Raw genomic sequence first — 12,160 nt, forward strand, 5'->3', positions numbered from 1 at the left:
CGGGGCAGACTCGATCCTTTGTGCACATTCGGGGACGAACCCGGGGAGAGCAGGGGCGTGTTGAAGCGGAGCGTGATGGCGTTGTGCCTGGGCCTGGCCGGAATGGCGCAGGCGAATGAGCCGGTGGACCTGGACATGGTCAACCGCATCCGCCAGGAGGCATTCCACCGGTCGCAGGTGATGGCGACCTTCGGCCACCTGACCGAGGAAATCGGGCCGCGCCTGACCAACTCGCCGGGCATGGCGCAGGCCAATGCCTGGTCGCGCGGCAAGTTCACCGAGTGGGGTCTGTCCAATGTCCATGACGAGGCGTTCGACGACTTCGGCCGCGGCTGGACCTATCGCTCGGCGAGCGTGGAACTGCTGGCGCCGCGGGTGACCTCGCTGCGCGCGGTGCCCAAGGCCTGGACGCCCGGCACGCAGGGCCCGGTCGAAGGCGAGGCGGTGGTCGTCACCCTCAAGACCAAGGCGGACCTGGACAAGTACAAGGGCAAGCTGAAAGGCAAGATCGTCCTGCTCAGCGAAGCCCGCGAGTACAAGCCCGGCACCGAGCCGGATTCGCGCCGCTACGACGAAGCCGGCCTGACCGAGCTGCTGTCCTTCAGCGTGCCCAAGGACACCAATCCGGCCGATCGTGGCAAGCGACTGGCCGAGTACCGGCAGCGCCAGGATCTGGTGCAGGCGACCAACCGTTTCCTGACCGAGGAAGGCGCGCTGGCCGCGCTGAGCATCAGCGGCTGGGACAACGGCATCATCCGGGTCGGCGGCGGCGGTTCGCGTCGTGCCGGCGAGCCGGCCGGCATTCCGGAACTGGCGGTGGCGGCCGAGCACTACAACCCGCTGCTGCGCGCGATCGAGCGCAAGCAGGACGTGCGCCTGCGCATCAACGTGGACGCGCAGTTCACCAGCGAGACCAATGATCCCGGCTACAACACGATTGCCGAGATCCCGGGCAGCGGCAAGGCCGACGAGATCGTGATGATCGGCGCGCACATGGACTCCTGGCACGCCGGCACCGGCGCGGCCGACAACGCCGCCGGCGTGGCGGTGATGATGGAAGCCATGCGCATCCTCAAGGCGGTGGGCGCCAAGCCGCGCCGCACCATCCGGGTGGCGCTGTGGAGCGGCGAGGAGCAGGGCCTGATCGGTTCGGCGGCCTACGTGGCCAAGCATTTCGCCGATTACCCGGAAGCCACCGATCCGGAACAGAAGAAGCTGCCGCGCTACTTCCAGGAGCGCACTGGCCCGCTCCAGCGCAAGCGCGACTACGACAAGTTCTCGGCCTACTTCAACCTGGACAACGGCTCCGGCAAGATCCGCGGCATCTACGCGCAGGAAAACCAGGCGGCGATGCCGATCTTCGAAGCCTGGCTGAAGCCGTTCAACGATGTCGGCGCCACCATCGTGACCGTGCGCAACACTGGCAGCACCGATCACGTCTCGTTCGATCGCGTCGGCCTGCCGGGCTTCCAGTTCGTGCAGGACGGCCTGGACTATTTCAGCAACGTCCACCACAGCGATCTGGATACCTACGATCACGCCGCCCCGGAAGATCTGAAGCAGGCGGCGGCGATCCTGGCCTCGTTCGCCTACCACGCCGCGATGCGCGAGCAGAAACTGCCGCGCAAGCCGCTGCTGGAAAACTGAGCATCATCCTCGTGATGTGAAGAAGGCCGGATTCGCAGGAATCCGGCCTTCTTTTTTCCCAGCCGTTTTTCCGGTTCGCTCAGGCGAACAGCGACACGCCCGGCACCAGCCACAGCGACAACCCGGCCAGGGCCGAACCGATCACGGTGGCGGCCAGCACGTCGCTGGGATAGTGCAGGCCCAGCACCACCCGCGATACCGCCACGCAGGCCGCGAACGGAATCAACAGCACCGCCAGCGCTGGATAATGGGCCAGCGCGACCACGGTGAAGGCGACCGCATGCAGCGTATGCCCGGACGGGAAGCTGAATTCGTCCAGCGGCGCGATCCAGGCGCGGATCCGCACGTCCGAGGCGAACGGGCGCGGGCGCCGGGTCCAGCGCTTGAGCAGCTTGTACAGGGTCAGCGCGATCACGCCGGTGGCCGCCAGGTGCGCCGACGCGGCCAGGCCGTCCAGCCCGTCCGCGACGATCAGTGCGCCCATCAGCACGTACCAGAACACGCCGTCGCCCAGGCGGCTGATCACCGCGAAGAAGCGGCGCACGCCCTGCCATTCGCCCCAGCGGTTGGCGCGCAGGCACCAGCCTGCGTCGCGGCCCCGGAGCGCGTTACGCGGTAGCGACGTTCTCATGCGGCCTCCTTTGCGCGGCCAGACCGGCCAGCAGGTTGTCGAAATCGGTGGCGACCTGTTCCGGGCGCAGTACGCGCACGGCCTCGCTGGCATCGGCGCCCAGGCGCCGGCGCAGCGCTTCATCGGATCCCAACTGCGCGGCCGCGGCCACGAACGCGTCGTCGTCGCTCACCGCGAAGCCGTGCACGCCGCTGCGCAGGTGCTCGCGCGCGGCGCCGTAGTCGAAGGCCACGGTCGGCACGCCGCTGGCCATCGCTTCCAGGGTTACGTTGCCGAAGGTTTCGCTATGGCTGGGGAACAGGAACAGATCGCCGCTGGCGAAATGCCGCGACAATGCCGCGCCGCGTTGCACCCCGCAGAACACGAAATCGGGATTGGCCGCCGCCAACCGCTCGCGCGCCGGACCGTCGCCGACCCAGACGAAACGCGCGTCGGGGCGGTCGCGCTGGATCGCGCGGAACGCCTGCACGGCCAGGGTGAGGTTCTTTTCCGCGGCGATGCGGCCCACGTAGATCGCCACCGGCGTGTCCGCGCCCGCGCCCCATTCGGCGCGCAGGCCGTCATCCCGGTGCGCCGGTGAGAACTGCGAGGTGTCGACCGCGCGCGCCAGCCGCACCACCCGGGCGAAGCCCTGCGCGGTCAGGAATTCCTGCAGCTCGCGGGTCGGCACCAGGGTGGCGTCGGCGCCGTTGTGGAAGCGCCGCATCCAGCGCATCGCGGTCTGTTGCAGGAACGCCGCGCCGTAGTCGCGCATGTATTCGTCGAAGCGGGTGTGGAAGCCGGTCGCGACCGGAATGCCCAGCCGCCGCGCCGCGCGCAGCGCCGACCAGCCCAGCGGGCCTTCCGTGGCCACGTAGATCGCATCCGGTGCCGATTCGCTCCACAGCCGGGCCAGGCGACGCGCCGCCGGCAGGCCGAATTTCAATCCGGGGTAGCGGGGCAGCGCCGCGCCGCGCACCAGGGTGGTGTCATCGAGTTCGCGCGGGTCGCCTTCCTGCCGCGGCCGCACCAGCGAGACCCGGTGCCCGCGCGCGCGCAGACCCTGTTCCAGCCCCTGCACGGTCAGGGCAACGCCGTTGACCTCGGGCGGATAGGTTTCGGTGACGATGGCGTACCGCATGCGCAACTCCACGTTTTGCGCATGGTGGAGACCGGCCATGAAACCCGCATTGCAGTTACATGGCGTTCGCGTGACAGGAGGAAATGGGATTGGATTTCCGGGAAAGATGCCTTCGAGGAGCCAAGGCGGAGTTCACATATCGAGTAACCGCTCAGCTAAGCCCCCTTTGAAAAAGGGGGCAGGCACCTGCGAAGCAGGTGACGGGGGATTTGCTCTTGGCGCAAAAAGCAAATCCCCCTCAATCCCCCTTTTGACCAGCCATTCGGCTGTTGAGAAGCGTTTCAAAGGGGGAGGCAAAAGCAGAAGCTCCCCCAATCCCCAATCCCCAATCCCGAATCCCGAATCCCGAATCCCCAATCCCGAATCCCGAATCCCGAATCCCGAATCCCCGCCCTCAAGGCACCGGCCCGCCCCGCGCCGCGGTGAACAGCGCATACCACTCCTCGCGGCTCAGTTCGATGCCATCGGCGGCGCAGGCCGCGGCCAGGCGATCGGGGCGGGTGGTGCCGATGACGGGTTGGATGCCGGCGGGGTGGCGCAGCAGCCAGGCCAGCAGGATGGCTTCGGGCGAAACGTCGTGGCGGGCGGCGACCAGGGCGACGGCTTCGGCGGTCGGACGCAGCGCGGGCTCGGCGGTTTCCGGGTGCGAGAGCCGGCCACCGGCCAGCGGCGACCAGGCCTGCAGCAGGATGCCCTGGCGCCTGCATTCGTCCAGCGTGCCGGCCGAGGCGGTGTAGGCGGTGCCGCGGGTGGCGGCGATCACGCCCTCGTTGATCAGGTGATGGTGCAGCAGGCTGATTTCGACCTGGTTGGCGACCAGCGGCCGATCGACATGCGCCCGCAGCAACGCGATCTGGCTGGCGGTGTGGTTGCTGACGCCGAAATGCCGCACCTTGCCGCTGCGATGCAGATCGTCGAAGGCACGGGCGACTTCTTCCGGTACGCCCAACGGATCCGGCCGGTGCAGCAACAACAGGTCCAGGTAGTCGGTGCGCAGCCGGCGCAGGCTGCCCTCGACGGATGCGACCAGGTGCGCATGGCTGAAATCGTAGCGACCCGGCGAATCCGGTTGCGGATCATGGGCGAAGCGGATGCCGCACTTGGATTGCAGGATCAGTTCGTCGCGGCGCGAGGGCGAGGCCGCCAGCCAGTCGCCGAACAACCGCTCCGACTTGCCGCGCGCATAGATGTCGGCATGGTCGAACAGGTTGATGCCCTGTTCCAGCGCGGTCTCGATGAGCTGCGCGGCCTGCCGTCGTTCTTCCGCGGTGGGATCGGTGTCGTCCCAGGCGCGGCTCAGCTGCATGCAGCCGCAGGCGATGCGCGAGGCGCGCAGGTCGGTGTGGGGAATCGGTTGGCGCCGCATGGGATGGATTCCGGTCAGGACGCCGGATCATGCCAGAGCGGCGCGCCGCTCCGGCGGGATATGGGTACGGCGGCGTCAGTGGACCCGCTTGCCCGGTGGATCCAGCAACGCCAGCAGCGCCGGCAATGACAGCGGCCGCGACAGGAAATAGCCCTGGGCGTCCGGCACGCCCAGGGCGCGCAACGCGGCCAGTTCTTCCGCCGTCTCCACGCCTTCGGCGACGATGCCGCTGTGGGTTTCGCGGGCGAAGGCGATCAGCGCCGCGGCCAGTGCGCGGCGTGGCGAATCGGTGTCGATGCTGCGGGTCAGGGTCATGTCCAGCTTGATGATGTCCGGGCTGGTGGCCAGCACGTGGCGCATGCTCGCGTAGCCGGCCCCCGCATCGTCGACCGCGACGCGCACACCCTGCCGGCGCAGCGGCGCCAGCCGTTCGCGCAACACTGCGTAGTCTTCCACGTAATCGTGTTCGGTGATTTCCAGCACCAGCCGGTGCGGCGGCAGTTCGTCCAGGTAACCGGCGATCTCGCCGCTGATGAGCGTCTGCGGCGAGACGTTGACCGATACGTAGAAGTCGCCGGGGACGTGGCGCAGGCCGTCGAGCGCGGTGAGGATCGCGTTGAGTTCCATCCGCACGCCCAGGCCGATTTCACGCGCCTCGTTGAACCACAGGTCCGGTGGCCGTGGCGGGTTGATGTCGAACCGGGACAGGCATTCGATGCCGATGATGCGCTCCCCGGCCAGATGGTAGATCGGCTGGTAGACGATGCTGGGCTGGCCCATCTCGAGCACCGAGGTGATCCGCTCGACCTTTTCCTGGTGCAGGCGCACGGCGTCCAGATCGCCGTCGATCTGGTAGGCAAGCAGATCCGCGAAGGCGCGCATCATGTGCAGGTCGCGTTCGCCAAGCGACAGGTGCGGGCGCAGGCTGAAACAGCAGAAGGTGCCGTAGACGCGGCCGTCGCGCAGGCGGATGGGGACGCTGATGTGCGCGCCGATGGGAACCAGCGCGGTCTCCGGAATCGCGGCCAGCGCCGGCACCGCGGCGGTATCCGGTATCAACTGCGGGATGCGGCCCTCGACCACGCGCAGGCAGTAGCCTTCATCGAGCGGGCTGCTGTCGCCGGGACGGATCGGCATCGGTTCAATCGAGCCCGCCACGTGGCGGAAGGTCCGGTAGTGGCCACCGAACTCGGAAATGAAGGCCACGTCCATGCCCAGATGGGTACGCACCGCGTCGAGCACGCGATCGACGTTGTGGCCGATGGCCAGCGCACCGGGCCCGCCTTGGGCCAGGATGGCATTCCAGGGAGCGTCGTTCCGCATGACTTCCTCCTGAAGGCAAGGGCGGGAAACGATCGATGGACACGGGCGCAGGGCGGTTATGGCGAGGCGGGATCGGTCCCCTGTCCGATCCGGCGCCGCCCGGCATGGCCTCGACGGTTTCCCGGGCGGAGTCTAGCGCGGGTGTTTGCGGTTTGCAGCGGCCGGGCGCCCCGGCTCAGGCGACGAAGGGCTTGAAGGTGATGCCCAGGCCCTGCATGTCCTCGGGCTCGCCGACCAGGTCCGACTTCAGCAGCGGCCGGGCTTCGATCCAGCGGCGGTCCACCACCAGCCGGAGTTCGTCGCCCTCTGCGGTGAGTTCGAGGCGGGGAATCGGCGCGGCCTCGTGCGCGCGATGCAGCAGCACCGCCAGCCGCAGCAGCGCGGCCTTGCGCTTGGCCGACAGCAGCAGGCGGTCGGGCAGGGCGTCGAACGCGGTCTTGGGAATGTTGCGGCGGTGCGTGCGCACCAGCGCCGCCAGGACCTGCTGTTCCTGCCGGGAGAAGCCGGCGATGTCAGAATTCTCCAGCACGTAGGCGCCGTGCGCGTGGTACTGGCTGTGGGCGATGACCAGGCCGATCTCGTGCAGGCGCGCGGCCCAGCCGAGCATGCGGGCGTCGTCATCGTCCAGCTTCCAGGCACCGGCGACCTGCTCGTGCAGGCGCAGCGCGGTGGCTTCCACCCGCGCGGCCTGGATTTCGTCGATGCCGTAGCGCTGGGTCAGCGCGGCCGCCGACATGTCGCGCGGATCGTTGTCGCTGCCGCGGCCCAGCATGTCGTACAGGATGCCTTCGCGCATGGCCGCCTTGCTGACCATCAGCCGCTGCAGGCCCAGCGCCTCGAAGGCGGCCTCCAGCACCAGCACGCCGCCGGCGATGATCGGGCGGCGGTCGCTGGACAGACCGGGCAGATCGATGGCGTCGATGCGCTCGGCCTGCAGCAGGCGATCGCGGACCTGCGGCAGGGCCTCGGCGGTGACCGCGCCCTTGGTCAGTTTCATCGCCGCGCAGATTTCGCCGATCGCCTTGTTGGTGCCGGAGGAGCCGATCGCCTCCTGCCAGCCCAGCGAGCGGTACTGGCCGGCGAACTGCTGGAACTCGGCGGCGATTTCGGTGAGGGCTTCCTTCCAGCGCTTCTTGGACAGCTTGCCGCCGGGGAAGAAGCGCCGGGTGCTGGCGATGCAGCCGGCCTGCAGGCTTTCGCGTTCCAGGGTATCCATCCCGCGACCGATGATGAACTCGGTGGAACCTCCGCCGATGTCGATGACCAGGCGCAGTTGCCCCGCCTTGGGCGGCTGCGCGTGCGCCACGCCCAGGTAGATCAGGCGCGCCTCCTCGCGGCCGGACACCACTTCGATCGGCTTGCCCAGGGCGGCTTCGGCGGGAACCAGGAAGGACTGCGGATCGGCCAGCTGGCGGACCGTGTTGGTGGCCAGCGCGCGTACCCGGCTGGCCGGGATGTCGCGGATGCGCTGGCCGAAGCGCGACAGGCAGTCTAGCGCGCGTTCGCGCGCGGCCTGCGACAGTCCGCCCTTGCCGTCCAGGCCGTCGGCCATGCGCACGGTCTCGCGCAGGCGATCGACCACGCGCAGCTGTCCCAGCGTGTAGCGCGCCACGATCATGTGGAAGCTGTTGGAACCGAGATCGATGGCGGCAAGCTGTTCGCCGTCATGGGGAGGCGGCGAGACGTGGGCGGAGACGGGCGGCATCGGAAAAGCCTAGAGGCAGAGACCGCGACTTGGCAACGCGGCCCCTGCCATTTCAGGCACTTGCATCGCCCTCAGACCCCGGCCAGCAGGGTCGCCTGCGCCGAATGCGGTGCTTCGCCCTCGGCCGGCGCGACCTTGCGGTAATTGCCGTCGGCGTCCAGCGCCCAGGCGTTCTGGTTGTCGTCCAGATAGTTCTGCAGACCGTCGCGGAACACCCGCCTGGCCAGCTCCGGATCCAGGATCGGGAAGCAGGTCTCGACCCGGTGCAGCAGGTTGCGCTCCAGCCAGTCCGCGCTGGCGCAGTAAAGCTCGGGGTTGCCGTCGTTGCCGAACCAGTAGACCCGGCTGTGTTCCAGGAAGCGTCCGACAATCGAGCGCACGTGGATGTTCTCGGAAATCCCCGGCACGCCTGGCCGCAGGGCGCAGGCGCCACGCACGATCAGGTCGATGCGCACGCCCGCCTGCGAGGCCGCGTACAGCGCGCGGATCAGGCGCGGCTCGTTGAGCGCGTTGATCTTGGCGATGATGCGGGCCGGCTTGCCGGCCTTGGCCAGCTTCGCCTCGCGCTCGATCTTGCGGATGAGCCCGGCATGCAGGGTGAACGGGGATTGCAGCAGGCGCTTGAGCTTGGTCGACGGGGCCAGGCCCGACAACTGCTGGAACAGCAGGTGCACGTCGTTGCCGATGTCGGCGTCGGCGGTGATCAAGCCCAGGTCGGTGTAGGCGCGGGCGGTGCCGCTGTGGTAGTTGCCGGTGCCCAGGTGCACATAACGGCGCAGTTTCTTGCCCTCGCGGCGCACGATCAGCAGCATCTTGGCGTGGGTCTTGTAGCCGACCACGCCATACACCACCTGCACGCCGGCTTCCTGCAGGCGATCGGCCACGCCCAGGTTGGCGTCCTCGTCGAAGCGCGCGCGCAGTTCCACCACCACGGTGACGTCCTTGCCGTTGCGCGCCGCCTGTACCAGCGCATCGACGATCGCCGAGTCCTTGCCGGTGCGGTACAGGGTCTGCTTGATCGCCAGTACGTTCGGATCCACCGCCGCCTGCTTCAGCAGCTCCAGCACCGGGGTGAACGCGTCGAAGGGATGGTGCAGCAGCACGTCGCCGTCATCGACCTTGTCGAAGATGGCATCGCTGTCGCGCAGGGTGCGCGGGGTGAAGACGGGGTACTTGAGTTCCGGGCGCTGCACCAGGTCGTACACCTGGATGACCCGGTTGAGATTGACCGGCCCGTCGATCAGGTAGACCGCGTTGTCGGGCAGGGCGAAATTCTGCAGCAGGGTGCGGATGATCGGTTTCGGGCAGTCCTGGGCGATTTCCAGCCGTACCGCCGGCCGGTAGCCGCGACCGATCAGTTCGTCGCGCAGCGCCAGCGCCAGGTTCTCCACTTCCTCCTCGTCGACAACCACTTCGGAGTTGCGGGTGACGCGGAACTGATAGGAGCCCTTGACCTCCATGCCCGGGAACAGTTCGTCGACGAACGCCGACAGCACCGAGGACAGCAGCACGAAGTCGTTCTCGCCGCCGGACACGCGCGAGGGCAGGTGGATGATGCGCGGCAGCGAGCGCGGCGCGCGCACGATCGCCAGGTGGCCGGCACGACCGAACGCGTCCTTGCCCTTCAGCACGACCACGATGTTGAGGGACTTGTTGAGGATCTTCGGGAACGGGTGCGCCGGGTCCAGGCCCAGCGGCGACAGCACCGGCATGATCTCGTTGCGGAAATAGGCGCGCAGCCAGCGCGTCTGCCGCGCGCTCCAGGCGCCGCGTCCGAACACCCGCACGCCGGCTTCGTTCAGCGCCGGCCGCAGCACCTCGTTCCAGCACTTGTACTGCGCATCCACCAGTTCCGCGGCGCGATCGTGGATGCGGTTGAGCGCGACGGTGGGGCTCATCCCGTCGGCGCCCGGCGGCAGGCCGAAGTCCTGCGCATGGCGGACGGTGGCCGCGCGGATCTCGAAGAATTCGTCCAGGTTGGTGCACGAGATGCACAGGAAGCGCAGCCGCTCCAGCAGCGGCACTTGCGGATCCTGCGCCTGCGCCAGCACGCGGAAGTTGAAATCCAGTTGCGACAGTTCGCGATTGAGGTAGAGCGAGGGATCGCGCAGGGCGTCTTCGTTGCTCAGATGGTCTGGCGTCGTGTCGATGGCGGCGTTCATGCGATCTGGCCGTGGGGCAGGGAAGGGGAGGGGGCGGGAGCGCGCGGATGCACGCGCTCGCCGCCGAAGTGCACCGAGAACACGCTACCGTGGCCGACCTCGCTCTGGATGTCCAGCCGCGCCTGGTGCAGGTTCAGCACGTGCTTGACGATCGACAGGCCCAGGCCGGTGCCGCCGCTTTCGCGCGAGCGGCTGGTGGACACGCGGTAGAAACGCTCGGTGATGCGCGGCAGGTGCGCGGCCGGAATGCCGTAGCCGGTGTCGCGCACGCTCAGCATGGCACCGTCGCCCTCGCGCACGAAGCGCACGGTGATGGTGCCGCCGGCCGGGGTGTAGCGGACGGCGTTGCTGACCAGGTTGGAGAACGCGCTGTGCAGCTCCTTGTTCGATCCCCACAGGTCCACGCCGGCTTCGTCTTCCACCACCACGATGTGGCGCTTGTGGCTGAGCGCCTCGGCCTCGCGGCGCAGGGTCGCCAGCATCGGCGCCATCGCCACGCTTTCGTCCGGCAGGCTGTCCTGCGCTTCCAGCCGCGACAGGGTCAGCAGATCCTCGACCAATTGGGTCATGCGCTGGGACTGTTTCTGCATTTCCGCCAGCATCGGCGCCCATTCCGGGAAGTCCTGCGGGTCCAGCATGTCGAGATAGCCGTGGACCACGGTCAGCGGCGTGCGCAATTCATGGGAGACGTTGGCGACGAAGTCGCGGCGCATCTGTTCCAGCCGCAGCATCTTGCTGACGTCGCGCGCGACCAGCAGCCAGTACTGGTCGGAATAGGGAATCAGGCGCAGGTTGAGGCGCAATTGCGGATCCACCGGCGAGGCGGCATCCAGCATCGGCTCGGCATTGCGGCCGGCGGCCAGCCAGTGCGACATCGGCAGCGGTTGCAGGCGATCGCCGATCGGCGCGCCGATGTCGGTCGGATACTGCAGCCCCAGCAGGCTGGTGGCGGCCTTGTTGAACCATTGCACGCGCTGGTTGTTGCGTTCCACCACCACCACCGCGTCCGGCAACGCCGCGGCGGCGGCGCGGTAGGCACGCAGCATGTCCAGCAGCCGGCGCTTGCGCGCGCGCATTTCCGCATGGCCGCGGAACAGCAGCCGATCCAGTTCGTTCCAGACGCCATTGCCGCGCGCGGGCTCCAGTCGCTGGCGCGCGGTCAGCCGCACCAGCACCTTGCGCAATCGCCAGTAATGCCAGGCCACCACGCCCAGCGCGGCCAGGGTGACGACCGGCCAGACGTGGCCAATCAGCAATCCAATGACCACCGCCAGGGCCAGCACACCCGCCAGTTGACCGAGCGTCTTGAACCAGGCGGAGCGTATGTATTGGGGCATGGACCGATTGTAGGCAGTTATTTATGACAGCCAGCGGGAGCAGGCGGGGGAAACATCGAATCCCGAATCCCCAATGCCGAATCCCGCGCCTAGACCGACGCCGAGAACCGGTAGCCGGAACCACGCACGGTCTGCACCATGTTCTCCAGGCCGTGCGGTTCCAGGGTCTTGCGCAGGCGGCGGATGTGCACGTCCACCGTGCGCTCCTCCACGTACACGCTGCCGCCCCAGACATGGTCGAGCAGCTGCGTGCGCGAATAGACCCGCTCGGGGTGGGTCATGAAGAAATGCAGCAGTCGATACTCGGTCGGGCCGATCGGCACCGGGGTATCGCCGGCGAACACCCGGTGGGCGGCGCCGTCTATGCGCAGCGGGCCGATGCCGACGCTGCCGTCCTCGTCGTCCTCGCGGGAGCGGCGCATGACCGCCCGGATGCGCGCCAGCAGTTCGCGTGCCGAGAACGGCTTGACCACGTAGTCGTCGACGCCGGCTTCCAGGCCGCCGACCCGATCATTCTCCTCGCCGCGGGCGGTGAGCATGATGATGGGGACGTCGCGGGTCATCGCGTCCTTGCGCCAGCGGCGCGCCAGCTCCAGGCCGCTGGTGCCGGGCAGCATCCAGTCCAGCAGGATGAGGTCCGGCACCCGGTCGGCGATGGCGTTCTGGGCTTCGCGGGCATCACCCGCATGCACGGGTTCGTAATCGCCCTTGCGCAGGGCGAAGGCGACCATGTCGCGGATGGCCGGCTCGTCGTCAACGATCAGGATGTGCTTCTGCACGCGATTACCGTCGTCTGTGGGGTACCGCACCAGTAGACGACAATTTTATGACGGAAACATGACATGCCGCGCGCCCGTCATATGACAGTC

The 12,160-nt window shown here is 68.1% G+C and carries 9 protein-coding genes; 1 reads left to right on the forward strand and 8 read right to left on the reverse strand.

The window, feature by feature from the left end; all coding sequences use genetic code 11:
- Positions 1–75 precede the first annotated feature (75 nt).
- Positions 76–1,647 (forward strand): M28 family metallopeptidase, encoded by a 1,572-nt coding sequence (locus ACTJI2_RS00645; RefSeq protein WP_221188957.1) that lies wholly within the window; start codon positions 76–78, stop codon positions 1,645–1,647.
- 79 nt (positions 1,648–1,726) lie between these two features.
- Here ACTJI2_RS00645 and ACTJI2_RS00650 read toward each other — a convergent pair whose 3' ends face one another.
- The 8 genes from ACTJI2_RS00650 to phoB form a co-directional block, all read right to left on the reverse strand.
- On the reverse strand, positions 1,727–2,278 hold the full coding sequence (locus ACTJI2_RS00650; RefSeq protein ID WP_183637761.1) for a phosphatase PAP2 family protein: 552 nt from the start codon (positions 2,276–2,278) through the stop codon (positions 1,727–1,729).
- Positions 2,256–3,398: a glycosyltransferase family 4 protein gene (locus ACTJI2_RS00655; RefSeq protein ID WP_440840749.1), complete on the reverse strand. Its 1,143-nt coding sequence runs from the start codon at positions 3,396–3,398 to the stop codon at positions 2,256–2,258. The genes ACTJI2_RS00650 and ACTJI2_RS00655 overlap by 23 nt, the downstream gene beginning before the upstream one ends.
- A 394-nt stretch (positions 3,399–3,792) precedes the next feature.
- The gene (locus ACTJI2_RS00660; RefSeq protein ID WP_440840750.1) at positions 3,793–4,764 is read right to left on the reverse strand and encodes an aldo/keto reductase; all 972 of its coding nucleotides are present in this window, start codon (positions 4,762–4,764) and stop codon (positions 3,793–3,795) included.
- A gap of 75 nt (positions 4,765–4,839) precedes the next feature.
- On the reverse strand, positions 4,840–6,087 hold the full coding sequence (locus tag ACTJI2_RS00665) for a sensor domain-containing phosphodiesterase (RefSeq protein WP_183637753.1): 1,248 nt from the start codon (positions 6,085–6,087) through the stop codon (positions 4,840–4,842).
- Between the two features lie 175 nt (positions 6,088–6,262).
- The gene (gene ppx / locus ACTJI2_RS00670) at positions 6,263–7,792 is read right to left on the reverse strand and encodes an exopolyphosphatase (RefSeq protein WP_183637750.1); all 1,530 of its coding nucleotides are present in this window, start codon (positions 7,790–7,792) and stop codon (positions 6,263–6,265) included.
- A gap of 71 nt (positions 7,793–7,863) precedes the next feature.
- Positions 7,864–9,954 (reverse strand): polyphosphate kinase 1, encoded by a 2,091-nt coding sequence (gene ppk1 / locus ACTJI2_RS00675; RefSeq protein ID WP_183637747.1) that lies wholly within the window; start codon positions 9,952–9,954, stop codon positions 7,864–7,866.
- A complete protein-coding gene (phoR, locus tag ACTJI2_RS00680) occupies positions 9,951–11,291 on the reverse strand; it encodes a phosphate regulon sensor histidine kinase PhoR (RefSeq protein WP_183637744.1) in 1,341 nt (446 codons plus the stop codon). Before phoR ends, ppk1 begins: the two co-directional genes overlap by 4 nt.
- Before the next feature lie 89 nt (positions 11,292–11,380).
- Positions 11,381–12,070, reverse strand: coding sequence for a phosphate regulon transcriptional regulator PhoB (phoB, locus tag ACTJI2_RS00685; RefSeq protein ID WP_141456251.1), 690 nt, complete (start codon positions 12,068–12,070; stop codon positions 11,381–11,383).
- Positions 12,071–12,160: the final 90 nt, after the last annotated feature.

Source organism: Pseudoxanthomonas sp. 22568 (assembly GCF_052044485.1).
Lineage (GTDB): Bacteria > Pseudomonadota > Gammaproteobacteria > Xanthomonadales > Xanthomonadaceae > Pseudoxanthomonas_A > Pseudoxanthomonas_A beigongshangi.

Coding starts and splice junctions, on each gene's coding strand:
- ppx (WP_183637750.1), bottom strand. CDS start 7,792: ATGCCGCCCGTCTCCGCCCACGTCTCGCCGCCTCCCCATGACGGCGAA.
- ACTJI2_RS00650 (WP_183637761.1), bottom strand. CDS start 2,278: ATGAGAACGTCGCTACCGCGTAACGCGCTCCGGGGCCGCGACGCAGGC.
- ppk1 (WP_183637747.1), bottom strand. CDS start 9,954: ATGAACGCCGCCATCGACACGACGCCAGACCATCTGAGCAACGAAGAC.
- ACTJI2_RS00645 (WP_221188957.1), top strand. CDS start 76: ATGGCGTTGTGCCTGGGCCTGGCCGGAATGGCGCAGGCGAATGAGCCG.
- ACTJI2_RS00660 (WP_440840750.1), bottom strand. CDS start 4,764: ATGCGGCGCCAACCGATTCCCCACACCGACCTGCGCGCCTCGCGCATC.
- phoR (WP_183637744.1), bottom strand. CDS start 11,291: ATGCCCCAATACATACGCTCCGCCTGGTTCAAGACGCTCGGTCAACTG.
- ACTJI2_RS00655 (WP_440840749.1), bottom strand. CDS start 3,398: ATGCGGTACGCCATCGTCACCGAAACCTATCCGCCCGAGGTCAACGGC.
- ACTJI2_RS00665 (WP_183637753.1), bottom strand. CDS start 6,087: ATGCGGAACGACGCTCCCTGGAATGCCATCCTGGCCCAAGGCGGGCCC.